The 15,165-nt window shown below is 73.8% G+C and carries 13 protein-coding genes; 5 read left to right on the forward strand and 8 right to left on the reverse strand.

Annotation, left to right across the window (positions count from 1 at the left end):
• Positions 1 to 3: 3 nt before the first annotated feature.
• On the reverse strand, positions 4 to 1,395 hold the full coding sequence (locus BX286_RS03225) for a glutamate decarboxylase (protein ID WP_121014478.1): 1,392 nt from the start codon (positions 1,393 to 1,395) through the stop codon (positions 4 to 6).
• A 297-nt stretch (positions 1,396 to 1,692) separates the two neighbouring features.
• Between BX286_RS03225 and BX286_RS03230 the strand changes: the two genes are divergently transcribed.
• Positions 1,693 to 2,088, forward strand: coding sequence for an apotyrosinase chaperone MelC1 (locus BX286_RS03230; RefSeq protein ID WP_121014479.1), 396 nt, complete (start codon positions 1,693 to 1,695; stop codon positions 2,086 to 2,088).
• Positions 2,088 to 2,936 (forward strand): tyrosinase MelC2, encoded by an 849-nt coding sequence (locus tag BX286_RS03235; protein ID WP_079431008.1) that lies wholly within the window; start codon positions 2,088 to 2,090, stop codon positions 2,934 to 2,936. Before BX286_RS03230 ends, BX286_RS03235 begins: the two co-directional genes overlap by 1 nt.
• On the opposite strand, the gene BX286_RS03240 is transcribed toward BX286_RS03235, so the two are convergent.
• Together BX286_RS03240 and BX286_RS03245 are read right to left on the reverse strand one after the other, a co-directional pair.
• On the reverse strand, positions 2,891 to 3,592 hold the full coding sequence (locus tag BX286_RS03240; RefSeq protein WP_079431007.1) for a response regulator: 702 nt from the start codon (positions 3,590 to 3,592) through the stop codon (positions 2,891 to 2,893). The genes BX286_RS03235 and BX286_RS03240 overlap by 46 nt on opposite strands.
• Positions 3,589 to 5,235 carry a sensor histidine kinase gene (locus BX286_RS03245; RefSeq protein ID WP_261993609.1) on the reverse strand — a complete coding sequence of 549 codons (1,647 nt, stop codon included), beginning with the start codon at positions 5,233 to 5,235 and terminating at the stop codon, positions 3,589 to 3,591. The genes BX286_RS03240 and BX286_RS03245 overlap by 4 nt, the downstream gene beginning before the upstream one ends.
• 156 nt (positions 5,236 to 5,391) lie before the next feature.
• Here BX286_RS03245 and BX286_RS03250 point away from each other — a divergent pair, with 156 nt between their 5' ends.
• Together BX286_RS03250 and BX286_RS03255 are read left to right on the forward strand one after the other, a co-directional pair.
• A complete protein-coding gene (locus BX286_RS03250; protein WP_121014480.1) occupies positions 5,392 to 6,747 on the forward strand; it encodes a cation:dicarboxylate symporter family transporter in 1,356 nt (451 codons plus the stop codon).
• A 372-nt stretch (positions 6,748 to 7,119) separates the two neighbouring features.
• Positions 7,120 to 8,889, forward strand: a complete 1,770-nt coding sequence (locus tag BX286_RS03255; protein ID WP_079431005.1) for a S8 family serine peptidase — start codon at positions 7,120 to 7,122, stop codon at positions 8,887 to 8,889.
• A gap of 53 nt (positions 8,890 to 8,942) precedes the next feature.
• Here the strand turns inward: BX286_RS03255 and BX286_RS03260 are convergent, their stop codons facing one another.
• The 3 genes from BX286_RS03260 to BX286_RS03270 form a co-directional block, all read right to left on the reverse strand.
• The gene (locus tag BX286_RS03260) at positions 8,943 to 9,620 is read right to left on the reverse strand and encodes a (2Fe-2S)-binding protein (RefSeq protein WP_079431004.1); all 678 of its coding nucleotides are present in this window, start codon (positions 9,618 to 9,620) and stop codon (positions 8,943 to 8,945) included.
• Positions 9,621 to 9,669: 49 nt separating this feature from the next.
• Complete coding sequence (locus BX286_RS03265; protein ID WP_079431003.1) at positions 9,670 to 10,923, reverse strand: MFS transporter; 1,254 nt, start codon at positions 10,921 to 10,923, stop codon at positions 9,670 to 9,672.
• A gap of 163 nt (positions 10,924 to 11,086) precedes the next feature.
• Positions 11,087 to 11,893, reverse strand: coding sequence for an alpha/beta fold hydrolase (locus tag BX286_RS03270; protein WP_100862246.1), 807 nt, complete (start codon positions 11,891 to 11,893; stop codon positions 11,087 to 11,089).
• A 140-nt stretch (positions 11,894 to 12,033) separates the two neighbouring features.
• Here BX286_RS03270 and BX286_RS03275 point away from each other — a divergent pair, with 140 nt between their 5' ends.
• Positions 12,034 to 12,720, forward strand: a complete 687-nt coding sequence (locus BX286_RS03275; protein ID WP_079431001.1) for a GNAT family N-acetyltransferase — start codon at positions 12,034 to 12,036, stop codon at positions 12,718 to 12,720.
• 96 nt (positions 12,721 to 12,816) lie between these two features.
• Here the strand turns inward: BX286_RS03275 and BX286_RS03280 are convergent, their stop codons facing one another.
• Positions 12,817 to 13,845 (reverse strand): hypothetical protein, encoded by a 1,029-nt coding sequence (locus BX286_RS03280; RefSeq protein WP_121014481.1) that lies wholly within the window; start codon positions 13,843 to 13,845, stop codon positions 12,817 to 12,819.
• Between the two features lie 56 nt (positions 13,846 to 13,901).
• Positions 13,902 to 15,164: an MFS transporter gene (locus BX286_RS03285; RefSeq protein ID WP_100862248.1), complete on the reverse strand. Its 1,263-nt coding sequence runs from the start codon at positions 15,162 to 15,164 to the stop codon at positions 13,902 to 13,904.
• Between the last annotated feature and the right edge of the window lies 1 nt (position 15,165).

Here is a 15,165-nt window from a genome sequence, read left to right on the forward strand (position 1 = left end):
GGGTCAGTGGTGGAAGCCCGAGCGGCTGGGGGTGGCCGGGGTGAGCTGCGGGACCGCGCGCAGGTGGGCCACGGCCCGGCGGATGTCCTCGACCAGCAGGGCGATCTGGTCGCGGGTCACCCCGTGCCGGATCAGGACGCGCTGGATGACGGTCTCCTCGCGGTCGGCGGGGAGCGGGTACGAGGGCACCTGCCAGCCGCGCATCCGCAGCCGGTCGGAGAGGTCGTAGAGGCTGAACCCGGCCCCGCCCGGATCGGCGAGGGTGTAGGAGACGGCGGGCAGGGCGCCCCGGCCGTCGTAGAGCAGGGTGAAGGGGCCCAGCCCGGCGATCTCGCCGGCCAGGTACTGCGCCGTGTCGGCGCAGGCCTGCTGGACACGGCGGTAGCCGGCCCGGCCCAGGCGCAGGAAGAGGTAGTACTGGGCGATGACCTCGCCGCCGGGGCGGGAGAAGTTGAGGGCGAAGGTGGGCATGTCCCCGCCGAGGTAGTCCACGTCGAAGACCAGCTCGGCGGGGAGCAGGTCGGCGGTGCGCCACACGATCCAGCCGACGCCCAGCGGCGCGAGCCCGTACTTGTGGCCGGAGGTGTTGACCGAGGCCACGCGCGGCAGCCGGAAGTCCCAGACCACGTCGGGGTGGAGGAAGGGGGCGACGAAGCCCCCGCTGGCGGCGTCGACGTGGACGGGGACGTCCCAGCCGTGCTCCTCCTGGATCCGGTCGAGGGCGGCGGCGAGCTCGGCGACGGGTTCGTAGTCGCAGGTGTAGGTGACGCCGAGGATGGCGACGACGCCGATGGTGTTCTCGTCCACGTGGGCGGCGAGCTGGTGGGGGCGCAGGCCGGTGGCGCCGGGTTCCAGGGGGACCTGGCGGAGTTCGACGTCGAAATAGCGGGCGAACTTCTCCCAGCAGATCTGGACCGGCCCGCAGACCAGGTTGGGGCGGTCCGCGGGTTCGCCCTCGGCCTTGCGGCGGGCCCGCCAGCGCCATTTGAGGGCGAGTCCGCCGAGCATGGCGGCCTCGCTGGAGCCGGTGGTGGAGCAGCCGGTGCCGGTGGTGCCGGCCGGGGCGTTCCAGAGGTCGGCCAGGATGTTGACGCAGCGGGCCTCGATCTCGGCGGTCTGCGGGTACTCGTCCTTGTCGATCATGTTCTTGTCGAGGCACTCGTTCATCAGCCGGTGCACGCCGTCATCCGACCAGGTGGTGCAGAAGGTGGCGAGGTTCTGGGCGGCGTTGCCGTCGAGCAGGAGCTCGTTGCGCAGGAGCGAGTAGACCACTTCGGAGGACGCGTGGTCCTCGGGCATCCGGTACTTGGGGAGGACCTGGCCGCTCAGGGCGGACACGAAGACGTCCGTGTCGGTGTCCTCGGTGCGCGTGTCCTTCGTCTGATGAAGAGCCATATCGGGACTATAGGGCGTGAGTCGCTGCAAATAGGACTTCAAGGGCGCTTGAGGACTGATCGGGAATGGCGGATTCCGGCACCGCTTCCGGCCGACTCCAGAGCGTGACCCCGTCCACATGCGTACCATCGGACCGGAAAACTTACCGCCGGATGACATTTCCGCCGTCAATCTTCCCGTCCGGATCACTGGAGCCGATCCGGACAGGAAGATCATTTAATTTGTTCTACATAGAACTTATCCGCCGATGTCCGGATTCCGGCCAACTGCCCTCCGGCCGCTGATAGTTCTTCGGCCATGAACAAGATCACCCGCCGGCAGGCCCTGGGCACCACCGCCGGCGCTCTCACCGTCCTCGGCATCGCAGGCGCCACCGCGCACGCCGCCGCCACCGACTCCCGCGCCGCGGCCACCACCCCGGCCGGCACGGTCGACGAGGTGTACATGGGCCGGCGCATCCAGATATCGCCCGCCTTGGGCGGCGGACACCACGGCGGCCACCACGGCGGCGCCGGAACGCCCAGCGTCCGGATAGACGGCCGCGAGCTGCACGTCATGCAGAACGCCGACGGGACCTGGATCAGCGTGGTCAACCACTACGAGACCTTCGCCGACCCGACCTCGCTGGCCCGTGCCGCCGTGCGCGAGCTCCAGGGCTCCCAGCTGGCCCCGATGCAGATGGGCGGTATGTGATGACCGTGCGCAAGAACCAGGCCACGCTGACCGCCGAGGAGAAGCGCGCCTTCACCAACGCGCTGCTCGAACTCAAGCGCACCGGCCGCTACGACCGCTTCGTGACGACCCACAACGGGTTCATCATGAGCGACACGGACTCGGGCGACCGCGTCGGCCACCGCTCCCCCTCCTTTCTCCCCTGGCACCGCCGCTTCCTCCTCGAGTTCGAGGCGGCTCTTCAGGCGGTGGACAAGAGCGTTTCGATCCCGTACTGGGACTGGACCGCCGACCGCACCACCCGTTCCTCCCTCTGGGCCGCCGACTTCCTCGGCGGCACCGGCCGGGCCCGCGACGGACAGGTGATGGACGGCCCGTTCGCGTACGCGACCGGCAAGTGGGAGGTGTCGGTCCGCGTCGACGGCCGCTCCTACCTGCGCCGTGCGCTCGGCGAGGGCGTGGCGCAGCTGCCGACGCGCGCCGAGGTGGACGCGGTACTCGCGATGCCGGTCTACGACATGGCCCCGTGGAACAGCGCCTCGAACGGCTTCCGCAACAACCTGGAGGGCTGGCGCGGCGCCAACCTGCACAACCGGGTGCACGTGTGGGTCGGCGGCCAGATGGCCACCGGGGTCTCGCCGAACGACCCGGTGTTCTGGATGCACCACGCCTTCATCGACAAGCTGTGGTCCGACTGGCAGGCGAAGCACCCCGACTCGCCGTACCTGCCGGCCGCCGGCACCCCGAACGTCGTCGACCTGCGCGACACCATGCGCCCCTGGAACGACGTGACCCCGGCCGACATGCTCGACCACCGGAAGTTCTACGCCTTCGACACCGAGCCCGCCTCCGCCGCCCGCCAGCGGTAGTGCAGCTCGGGGCGGCCGACCTGGCCGTACCGGGGGGCGCGGTCCGCACGGCCGGTGTCCACCAGGTGCTCCAGGTACCGGCGGGCGGTGATCCGCGAGATCCCGGCCGCCCCGGCCGCCCCCGCGGCGGTCAGCCCCTCGGGGGCCTCCCGCAGCAGCGCCGCGACCCGGTCCAGGGTCGGGGCGCTGAGCCCTTTGGGCAGCTGGGCGGCGGCGGGCGCGCGCAGGGCGGCGAGCGCCCGGTCCACGTCGTCCTGGCCCACGGCCTCGCCGGCGGCCGCCCGGAACTCGGCGTAGCGCAGCAGGCGTTCGCGCAGGGTGGGGAAGGCGAAGGGCTTCAGCACGTACTGGACGACTCCCAGGGAGACGCTCTCGCGGACCACGGCCAGGTCCCGCGCCGAGGTCACCGCGATCACGTCGGCCGGATGCCCGGAGGCGCGCAGCGCGCGGGCGAAGCGCAGACCGTTGCCGTCCGGCAGGGTGAGGTCGAGCAGCAGCAGGTCGACCCGGGTGCGCTCCAGGACCCGGCCGGCCTCCGCGAGGGTGTGGACGGCCGCCACGGCGGTGAACCCGGGCACCCGGCCGACGTAGAGCGCGTGCGCGTCGGCGGCGACGGGGTCGTCCTCGACGACGAGGACCCGCACGGGCGCGCTCATACGGCACCGCCCCCGACGGGCGGACGGGCAACGCGGTAGGCCGCCGGAACGCCCTCGGCCCCGGCACGGCCGGGCGGGCCGTCGGGCGGGGCCGGGCGGTCCGCCGGAGGCAGCGGCAGGCGGGCCGTGAAGGCCGCCCCGCCCGCGGGGGCGTCGCCGGCCTCCACCGAGCCCCCGTGCCGGTGGGCCACCTGGCGCACCAGGGCCAGGCCCAGGCCCCGGCCCTCCCCCTTGCCGGACCAGCCCCGCCGGAACACGTCCACGCCCTCCGGCAGCCCGGGCCCGTTGTCCGCGACCCGCAGCAGCAGCCCGTCGGCGTCCCGGCGGACCGTGACGGCGATCCGGCCGCCCGGTACCCCGGTGAGGGCGTCGAGGGCGTTGTCGACGAGGTTGCCGAGGACGGTGACCAGGTCCCGGGCGGGCGGCAGCCCCGGCCCGGCCTCGATCGCGCCGCTGTCCGGGGTGACGTGCAGCTCGATGCCCCGCTCGTGCGCCTGGGCGGCCTTGCCGAGCAGCAGCGCGACCAGCACCGGCTCGCCGACGGCGGTGACCACCTCGTCGGTCAGGGCCTGGGCCAGCTCCAGTTCGGCGGTGGCGAACTCCACCGCCTCCTCGCTGCGGCCCAGTTCGATGAGGGAGACCACGGTGTGCAGCCGGTTGGCCGCCTCGTGGGCCTGGGAGCGCAGCGCCTGGGTGAAGCCCCGTTCGTGGTCCAGCTCCCCGGTGAGGGCCTGGAGTTCGGTGTGGTCCCGCAGGGTGACCACCGTCCCGCGGCGGCCGCCGCCCGCCACCGGCGCGCTGTTGACCACCAGCACCCGCTCCGCCGTCAGGTGCACCTCGTCCACCCGGGGCCGGTCGGCGAGCAGGGCACCGGTGAGCGGGGCGGGCAGCCCGAGGGCGTCCACGCCGGCGCCGGTGACCTCCCCGGACAGGCCCAGGAGTTCCCGGCCCGCGTCGTTGATCAGGGTGATCCTGCGGTGGCCGTCGAGCAGCAGCAGCCCCTCCCGCACCCCGTGCAGGGCCGCCTGGTGGTAGTCGTACATCCGGCTCAGCCCGGCGGCGTCCAGCCCGTGGGTGTGGCGGCGCAGCCGGGCGTTGACCACGTACGTGCCGACGCCGCCGAGTGCCAGCGCCCCCGCCGCCACCCAGGCGAGGGCGGTCAGCTGCTGGGCGAGCCTGGCGCTGATGGCCCGGACCGTGATCCCGGCGCTGACCAGGCCGACGACGGCACCGCCCGGCCCGGTCAGCGGGGTGATCACGCGGATGGACGGGCCGAGGGTGCCGGTGTAGGTCTCGCTGAAGGTCTCGCCGCGCAGTGCCCGGGCGGTGTTGCCGAGGTAGCGCTCGCCGATGCGCCGCGGGTCGGGGTGGGTCCAGCGCCGCCCGTCGGGGGCCATGATCGTCACGAAGTCCACCCCGGCGTCCGCCCGCACCTGCTCGGCGTACGGCTGGAGCGCGCCCGTGGGGTCCGTTCCCGCGCGCGCCGCGTCCCGTACGGCCGTCCGCACGGACGGTGAGTCGGCGACGGCCCGGGCCACGGCCCCGGCCTGGCGCCGGGCGGCGTCCTCGGCCTGGCCGCGGGCGGTCGCGTACGCGAAGACCGCGCAGCCGGCGACGACGAGGGCGACGAGCAGCACCTGCATGGCGAAGAGCTGGCCGGCGAGGCTACGGGGCGGACGGGCGAAGCGGAACATGGCGCTCAGTGTGCACCGGGCCGTGAACTCAATGAACGCAAGGGTGACCGGGGTCACAGCGTGGGCGATGGTCTCCCGGAACGCATTCACCTCCAGGAGGCGCACGTGGCCGCCAGACGCGACAGAACCCATTACCTCTACATCGCGGTGATCGCCGCGGTGCTGCTCGGCATCGTCGTCGGCTTCGCCGCGCCCGGTACCGCGGTCGAGCTGAAGCCGCTGGGCACCGGCTTCGTCAACCTCATCAAGATGATGATCTCGCCGGTGATCTTCTGCACGATCGTGCTGGGGATCGGCTCGGTCCGCAAGGCCGCCAAGGTGGGCGCCGTCGGCGGTCTCGCCCTCGGCTATTTCATGGTGATGTCCACGGTGGCCCTGGCCATCGGGCTCGTCGTCGGGAACCTGCTGGAGCCCGGCAGCGGGCTGCACCTGACGGAGGCGGCCCGGCACGCGGGCGAGGCCCAGGCCAAGGCGGGCGGGGCGCAGAGCACGCCGGAGTTCCTGCTGGGGATCATCCCGACCACCCTGGTCTCGGCCTTCACCGGCGGCCAGGTGCTCCAGACGCTGCTGGTGGCGCTGCTGTGCGGGTTCGCGCTCCAGGCGATGGGACCGGCGGGAGAGCCGGTGCTGCGCGGGATCGGGCACGTGCAGAAGCTGGTGTTCCGGGTGCTGGCGATGATCATGTGGGCGGCGCCGGTGGGTGCGTTCGGGGCGATCGCGGCGGTGGTCGGGGCGACCGGTGTCGACGCGCTGAAGTCCCTGGCCGTGATCATGATCGGCTTCTACACCACCTGCCTGATCTTCGTGGTCGTGGTCCTGGGCACGCTGCTGCGGCTGTGCACGGGCGTCAGCATCTTCGCGCTGCTGCGCTACCTGGGACGGGAGTTCCTGCTGATCCTGTCCACCTCCTCCTCGGAGTCGGCGCTGCCGCGGCTGATCGCGAAGATGGAGCACCTGGGCGTCTCCCGACCGGTCACCGGGATCACCGTGCCCACGGGCTACTCCTTCAACCTGGACGGCACGGCCATCTACCTGACGATGTCCTCGCTGTTCGTCGCGGAGGCCATGGGCAAGCCCCTGGCCCTGGGCGAGCAGGTCTCGCTGCTGCTCTTCATGATCGTGGCCTCCAAGGGCGCGGCCGGGGTCACCGGGGCGGGACTGGCCACCCTCGCCGGGGGGCTCCAGTCGCACCGGCCGGAACTGGTCGACGGGGTGGGCCTGATCGTGGGCATCGACCGCTTCATGAGCGAGGCGCGGGCCCTGACGAACTTCGCGGGCAACGCGGTCGCCACGGTCCTCATCGGCACGTGGACCAAGGAGTTCGACCGGGAACGGGCCGCGGAAGTCCTCGCGGGGCGGCTGCCCTTCGACGAGTCCGTGCTCGTGGACGACGCCCCCACGGATCCCCCGGCCGCCCTCCCCGGCCCCGCGGCGGGCCCCAAGGACGGTGTGCCGGTCTGAACCGGCACACCCCGCAGGCCGGCCGGGCAGGGCTCGCCCCCACGGTGCCCAGCCCGGCCGGTGCACGGCCCGGCGCCGCCCCCTCCTCCCGGCGCCGGGCCGGATCCGGACCCTCCGCGCCCGGCGGGCCGCACGAGGGCGCAAGTCCGGCGAAGGGGAGCGGAACGCCCACACCGGCCGCGGACCATCGGGTTTCGGCCACGGCGTCTCAAGTCGAGCGCTGCAAAAGGTACTTCCCTACCGGGCCGCGCGTCTGACATCTTGCGTCCACCACTCGTTTCGTACGGCCCCGCAGGTGCCACCCGCACCAGCGCCGGGTCATCGGAGGACGCTTTGATACCCCACATATCCAGTCGACCTCGACGTGCCCTGGTGGTGGCTGCCGCCCTGGGCGCCGCCCTCACCTTCGGAGCTCCCGCCGCGCTCGCCGGCACCGCTCCCGTCGGCCCCTCGGGCTCCCCCGTCGCGGTGGCCCCCAAGGCCCCCAAGGCCTCGGCCCCGGCTTCTTCCCAGAGTGCGACCTGGGTTGCCGGCACCCGTGCCTACCTCGTGATCACCGCCCCCGGCGACAGCTCGGCGGTGCGTTCGGCCGTCACCGCCAACGGCGGCACGGTCTTCTCCTACTTCGACCAGATCGGCGTCATCGTCGCCCACTCCTCCTCGGCCTCCTTCGCCGCCACGATGCGCGGCGTCAGCGGGGTCCAGCAGGTCGGCGCGACGCGTACCTCGGACGTGCCCGCCGACGCCTACAACCCGGCGCTGCCCGCCAACCCGGCGCAGGCCACCACCCCGGCGGGCGAGCCGGCGCGGGCCGACATGACGCAGATCAAGGCGGACCAGGCCTGGGCCGTCAACCCCGGCTCCGCCTCGGTCAAGGTCGGCATCCTCGACACCGGTGTGGACGACCAGCACCAGGACCTGGCGCCGAACTTCAACGCGGCGGACTCGGTGTCCTGCGCCTACGGCAAGCCCGACACCCGCACCGGCGCCTGGCGTGACGTCGACACGCACGGCACCCACGTCGCGGGCACCATCGCCGCCGCCAAGAACGGCAAGGGCGTCGTCGGCGTGGCTCCGGGCGTGAAGATCTCGGCCGTCCGCGTCGCGGAGCCGGGCAACTCGTTCTTCTTCGCCGAGAACACCATCTGCGGGTTCGTGTGGGCCGGTGACCACGGCTTCAAGGTCACCAACAACAGCTACTACACCGACCCGTGGCAGTTCAACTGCCCGGACAACATCGACCAGGCCGCCATCATCGAGGGCGTCAAGCGCGCCCAGGAGTACGCCGAGGGCAAGGGCTCGCTCCAGGTCGCCGCTGCGGGCAACGAGAACTACGACCTCGCCCACAAGACGACCGACACCGCGAGCCCCAACGACTCGACGCCGGTCACCCGCACCATCACCAACGCCTGCCTGGACATCCCGACCGAGCTGCCGGGCGTGGTCACGGTCGCGGCGAACGGCACCGGCACCACCAAGGCCTCGTTCTCCAACTTCGGCCAGGGCGTCATCGACGTCGCGGCCCCCGGCCAGGACGTCTACTCCACGCTGCCGGGCGGCAAGTACGGCACCAAGAGCGGCACCTCGATGGCCACCCCGCACGTGGTGGGCGTCGCCGCGCTGATCGCCAGCGCCAACCCGGGCATCACCCCGGCGCAGATCCGCGACAAGCTGGCCACCCAGGCCAACGACATCGCCTGCCCGGCGGACGGCCGCTGCACCGGTACGACGGCCAGCAACTCCTTCTTCGGCGAGGGCCAGGTCGACGCCCTGAAGGCGGTCGGCGCCACCCCGCCCGCGGGCAAGTACTTCGAGAACACCGCGGACTTCGCGATCGGCGACAACACCACGGTGGAGAGCCCGATCACCGTCAGCGGTGTGACCGGCAACGCCCCGGCCACCCTCAAGGTCGGAGTGAACATCGTCCACACCTACATCGGTGACCTGAAGGTCGACCTGGTCGCCCCCGACGGCACCGTCTACACGGTCCACAACCGGGCCGGCGGCAGCACGGACAACATCAACCAGACCTACACCGTCGACGCCTCCTCGGAGGTCGCCAACGGCACCTGGAAGCTGCGGGTGAACGACAACGCCGGCGGCGACACCGGCAAGATCGACTCCTGGAACCTGACCTTCTAGCAGGGACCGCGAGCGGGGCCGTCGGGAGGCAACTGCCCGACGGCCCCTTCGCGCTACCTGGTCCGCAGGACGCAGTCCCCGCACAGCCCGCCGCCGGGCACCTTGTAGTAGAGGCAGCAGCTGCGGCGCACGAAGGCCACCCCGAGGCCCTCCTCGTGGACGAACTCCCCGGTGCCCGCCAGCGCCCCGCCGTCGGCCAGCAGGGCGGCGGCCAGTTGCACGGCGGTGTCCCCCGGCACCCGGTCGAGCAGCACCCGCAGGGAGCCGACGAGCCCGGAGGCGGCGTTGCCGCGCAGGACCCGCTCCGAGACCCCGTACGCCCGCCGCAGCGCGGAATCCAGCACGGCCAGGTTGCCCAGCACGGTCTCCCCCAGCGCCTCCGCGGGCAGGACGGCGGCCGGGGCCGGCAGCCACAGCTGGAGCGGACCGGCGTCGGGCAGCCGCCACCACACCCGGTCCGGGGCCAGGTCCGGCACCCGCCCGCCCAGGGCCGCGCAGCCGAGGCCCAGCGACCAGAGCCGGGAGACGATCCCGAACTGCGCGGTCGAGGCCGCCACCCGGTCCGGCCCGCAGCGGATCCGCCGGCCCACCTCGGCGACGTACGGGCCGAGCTGCTTCCCGTACAGCTCCGTCAGCGGCCGGAAGCCCGGTCCGGGCGGCTCCTCGCCGTACGGAACGGTGAAGAAGGGGCCGACGGCGGCCAGCCCGCCCAGTACGTCCTCGAAGTCCATCCCCGCATGATCGCAGGGGCCCGCGCGGCCCGGGGGCGCCGGGAGGGGATCAGGAGAGCCCGGGCGAGGCCGCGCCGGCGCGCGTCCGGCCGCTGTCGCCCGCGGCCTTGGCCCCGGCCCGGCGGGCCGCCGGGCCCATGGCGAACGAGGCCGCCAGCAGCAGGCCGCCGAGCAGCAGCCAGCCGGGGATCCCCCACAGCAGGAGCAGCGCGGTCAGCAGCAGCGGGCCCAGGGTGCGGGCGACGGGGACGCCGGTGCCGAAGAAGCCCTGGTACTGCCCGATCCGCTCGGCGGGGGCCAGCGAGAAGCCGATCTGCCAGGACCCGGCCGACTGCCGCATCTCGGCGTCGGACAGCAGCACCGCGCCGGCCACGAGCAGCCCCGCGGCCGCCCACCCCGAGGAGGGCAGTGCCGAAACGGCGAACACCGCACAGGACAGGGCCATGACCACGCCGGAGGTGCGCAGGGCCCGCCCGGCGCTGTCCAGGCCGGTGACGGGCCGGGCCAGGCGCACCTGGAACAGCATCACGGCGAGGGTGTTGAGCACGAACAGCGCCGACACCAGCCAGCCCGGCGCCTGGGTGCGCTCGGCGATCCACAGCGGGATCGCCAGGCTCAGCAGCGGCATCCGCAGCAGCAGGACCGCGTTCAACAGCGTGACCAGGGCGTACGGCCGGTCGCGCAGCACCGCCAGCCGTGGCTCCCCCGCCGCCCGGCCGGGGGCGGGCCCGACCGGGGGCAGGCCGCGCAGCACGGCGGCGCAGGCCAGGAAGCTCGCCGCGTCGAGGGCGAACACCACGAGGTAGGCCCGCTCGGTGCCGGCGCCGAGGGCGAGGCCGCCCAGGGCCGCGCCCAGCGCCAGTCCCGCGTTGAGGGTGGACTGGAGGTGGGCGAGCACGCCGGTGCGCTCCTGCGGGGCCACCAGGCCGGCGAGGAGGGCCTGGCGGGCGGCGGCGAGCCCGCACTGGGAGACGGCGTAGAGGACCACGGCGCACAGGAAGGCCGGGAAGGAGCGGATGAACAGGAAGGAGGCCACCGAGGCGGCGGTGGCCAGCGCCAGCAGCACCGAGGTGCCGCGCGGCCCCCGCCGGTCCGCGAGGGCGCCCAGCGGCACCCCGGCGACCGAGCCGACCGCCCAGGCGACGGTCAGGCCGAGGCCGATCTGGGCGGGCGAGAGGCCCACCACGCGCGTGAAGTAGAGGGCGGAGCACACGTAGTAGGCGCCGTCGCCGACGGAGTTGCTCAACTGGGCGGCGGCCAGGCGGCGGGGCGCACCGGGCGCGGGCAGGAACCGTATCGTCACCGGTCCATTGGATCACCGCAGCGGCCCGCCGGAGTGGGCCGGTCGGCGGTCTGCCAGATGGGCCAATCGGGGTCCGCGGGCCGGGCCGCACCGGGCCGCCCCCGAAGCCCCGGGCGGCCCCCGGCAGGACACCGGGGCCCCGGGCGGCCCGGTGCGGAGCGCTTCAGAGGCCGCCCAGGAACTCCAGCAGGGCCCGGTTGAAGGCCTCCGGCTGCTCCACGCCCGGCAGGTGCCCGGCCCGCTCGATCACGGCGAGCCGGGCGTGCGGGACGAGGGCGCACAGGGCCTCGGCCTCCGCGACCGGGGTGTAGACGTCGTCGGCGCCCACCAGCACCAGGCAGGGCACCTCCGGGGGCAGGGCGGCGAGCACGGGCCGGTAGTCGGGCCGCTCGGCCCGGCCGCGCAGCGCGGCGGCGGCGCCCCGCGGGTCGGTGGCCCGCATCATGGCGCTGACCCGGGCGGCCGCCTCCGGCTGGCCGGTGACGTTGTAGGGCGCCAGCATCTTGTCAATGACTTCTTCGGCATACGGATCCATCCCCTCCGCAAGAAGCCGCTCGGCGGTCCTCCGGCGGAGCTCCGCCCCTTCCTCCGTCTCCGGAACCGGGGAGGTGTCGGAGAGGACCAGGGCCCTCACCAGACCCGGGTGGCGCAACCTGAGCTCCATCGCGATCTGCCCGCCCATGGACACTCCTCCGACGACCGCCTGTTCGATACCCAGGTCCCGGAGGAGCGCCGCCAGGTCGTCGGCGAAGACGGAGAGCGGGGTCTTCTCCTCCGTCGCCGGATTCTCCCCGTATCCTCGCAGGTCAGGGGCGATGACGCGGTACCCGGCCGCGGTCAGCGCCGCCGTCTGCGGGGCCCACATCGAGCGGTTGAACGGGTGTCCGTGGACCAGGATCACGGGCGCTGCGGCCGTCGGACCAAAGTCATCGAAAACACACTTTGCGCCATTGCCAAATAGGGGGTTCATGAGAGGACCCTAAGGGGCTACATTGAGCCACCCGCGTTCACCTGACAGCCCGTTGCCTTTCACCCGCGTTTTGCGCGGGGGGTGACGTCAGTGACGCAGACTGTGCAACCACCCCACCGCCCAGAAGGACCGAAGGCTCCGTGCCCGTACCCGTACTCCTCGCCGGCCGCTCCGTGCGGCTCGAGCCCCTCGCCCCCCACCACACCGAGGCACTGGCCGAGGCCGGGGCCGAGGATCGTACGACTTACGCCTTCACTCCCGTGCCGCACGGGTTGCAGGCGTCCCACGAGTACATCGACCGTGCCCTCGCCGATCAGGCAGCGGGTCGATCCCTTGCGTTCGCCGTGGTCAGAGCCTCTGACGGGCGGGTGGTCGGGTCGACCCGGTTCCTGGAACTCGACTACTGGCAGGGGCCCCTCGTCTGGCCCGCCGTGCCCGGGGTGCCCTTCGGGGATCCGGCGACGGCGATCCCGGACGCGGCCGAGATCGGGAACACCTGGCTCTCCCCGGCCGCGCAGGGGACCGGCATCAACACCGAGGCCAAGCTGCTCATGCTGCGCCACGCCTTCGAGACCTGGGGCGTGCGCCGCATCTCGCTGCGGGCGGACGCCCGCAACGGGCGCTCGCGGGCCGCCATGGAACGTCTCGGTTTCACCTGCGAGGGGGTCCGCCGGGCCCATTCGCGGGGGCTGGACGGGGCGGTGCGCAGCACGGCCTTCTATTCGATCCTCGACGAGGAATGGCCCACGGTCCGCTCGATCATCGAGCTGCGCCTGCCGGCGGCCGCGCCGCGCCGGCGCAGGCGCAGGACGCTGATTCCGGCGTAACGGTCCTGCGGGCTCCCGCCCGCCCGGATCCGCCCTCCCGCGGCGCCCTGCGCCGCGGGACTCCCCGGCCCTCGTTCCCGCCCCTGCCCCGGCCGCTCAGCCGAGGAAGGCCGGGGCGAGGGCCGAGGCCGTCACCCGGGCCGGGGCGCCGCTGCCGTCGGCCGGCACGGAGTACAGGTCCGCGCCGAAGTCGCCGGGCAGGGAGTAGACGACGGTCCTGTCGTCGGTCCACACCACCTGGTCGTCCACGCTGCGCTCCTCGGCGAGCGGGGTCTCCTTCATGGAGGCCAGGTCCAGGACGTAGAGCCGCCAGGGGGCGTCCTCGGGCAGGCCGGGCACCCGCTTCTTGAAGACCAGCCGGGTCCCGTCCGGGGAGAGCGAGGGGCACTCCAGGTTCTCGCGCAGGACGGTCACCGTGCGCTCGCCCAGGTCGCCGCGGACCAGGTGGGTGCGGCCGCCGGTGGCGAGGGTCGCGTAGAAGGTCTTCTCGTCGGCGGCGAAGGTGACCCCCCAGAAGTTGACGTCGGCGTTGCGGTAGGCCTTGCCGTCCATGAGGACGGTGAAGTCCTCCAGGGAGGCGTCGTACTTCCCGGTGCGCAGGTCGAGCAGGGAGGTCCGGGTGGAGAAGTTCGTCCCGGCGTAGGAGTCCCCGCCGACGAAGACCGTCCAGGCCACCAGGTGCCCGCCCGGCGAGACACGGGCCCGGGTGGGGATCCCGGCGAGGGGGCGGGAGGTGACCTCGCGCAGGCCGGCGTCGAGGACGACCGCCCGGTAGCTCTCCTGGACCCCGCCCTTGTCGGAGCGCAGGCAGATCCCGGTTCCGGCGGCCGCGTGGAAGCGCAGGCACTTCACCCCGGAGGCGGTGCGCGGGCCGTCGGGGGCCCCGGCCGGGACGGAGGCCAGCTCGTCGCGGTGCGGGCCCCAGGCCATGTTCCGGAAGACCATCCGCCGGCCACCGTCGCCGGGAGCGAGGGAGACCGTGCCCGGGGTGACCTGCGGGCCGCCGGGCCGGGCCTGGTCCTTCTCGTCGGCCCGCGACCCGGCGCGGACCACGGCGATCACGCCGACGGCGGCGAGCAGGACGACGGCGGTGACCAGGATCAGGATCCGGCGCTGGAGGGTCATGGGGGGCCTTCGGTCCTTCTCGTGTGGGGATGCGGCGGTGCGGGCGGCGGCCGGGGTCAGGTCCCGTCGGGCCTCAGCCGGGCGCAGCCGGCGACGGCGACGGCGAGCAGGACGGCGGCCACGGCGAGCGCGGGCCGGGCCCCCCAGACGGTCCAGGCGGCGCCGAAGCCGAGGGAGGCGGCGAACCGGGCGAGGGCCTGGCCGGTCTGGACGAGGGCGAGCCCGCCGCCCCGGTGTTCCTCGGGGACGGCTCCGGCGGCCTCGGCCATCAGCACGCCGTCGGTGGCGGCGTAGAAGGCGCCGTGCAGCAGGAGGACCGCGTAGGGCAGGGCCGGGTGCTGCGCTCCGGTCAGGAGCAGCGCGTACGCGAGCAGCAGCGCGAGGTGCCCGCCGAGGAAGACCCGGCGGCGGCCGGCGCGGTCGGCGAGGCGGCCCAGCGGCATCGCGAGCAGGAAGAAGGCTGCGGCGGTGCCGAGCGGCAGCAGCGCGAACCAGCGGTCGGCGATCCCGGTGGCCTTCTGGAGCAGCAGGAAGACGAAGGCGTCGCTGACGGTGCACAGCCCCAGGAGCAGTGCGCACAGGGCGGTGCGGCGCAGGTCCCGGCGGCGCAGCAGCCCGAGGGAGGCCCGCAGGGAGACCGGGGCGGCGTCCGGGGCGGGCTCGGTGCGCCGGCCGGGGACGAAGAGCACGAGCACCAGGACGCCGAGCGCGGCCACGCAGGCGCTGACGGTGAAGACGGCGTCGTAGCCGTCGGCGGCACCGCGCAGGATGAGGAAGGCCAGGAGCGGCCCGACGAGCGCGCCGGCGGTGTCCATGGCCCGGTGCACGCCGAAGGCCCGGCCGCGGTCCTCGGGGGCTGCGGCCAGGGAGATGAGCGCGTCGCGCGGGGCGGTGCGCAGCCCCTTGCCGGTGCGGTCCAGGGCGAGGACGGCGCCGATGGCGGGCAGGGTGTGGGCGAGCAGCAGCAGCGGCTTGCACAGGGCGGAGAGGCCGTAGCCGATGCCGGCGAGCGCCTTGTGCCGGCCGAGCCGGTCGCCGAGGTGGCCGCCGGTGAGGCGGACCAGGGCGCTGACGCCTTGGTAGACCCCGTCGAGGAGGCCGAAGCCGAGCGGGGTGAGCCCGAGTCCGGCGACGAGGTAGAGCGGGAGCACGGCCGTGACCATCTCCGAGGAGACGTCGGTGATCAGGCTGACCGTGCCCAGGGCGAGGACCGTGGGGGCGAGGGCGGCGCGCCGCCCCGGGCTGGTGCCCGGGGCGACGGCCTGCGTCTCGGGGGCCACGGCGGGCGCGGGGGTACCGCGACTGTCCGCGACGTACATG

This window comes from Streptomyces sp. 3211.6, from assembly GCF_003634815.1.
Classification (GTDB): domain Bacteria; phylum Actinomycetota; class Actinomycetes; order Streptomycetales; family Streptomycetaceae; genus Streptomyces; species Streptomyces katrae_A.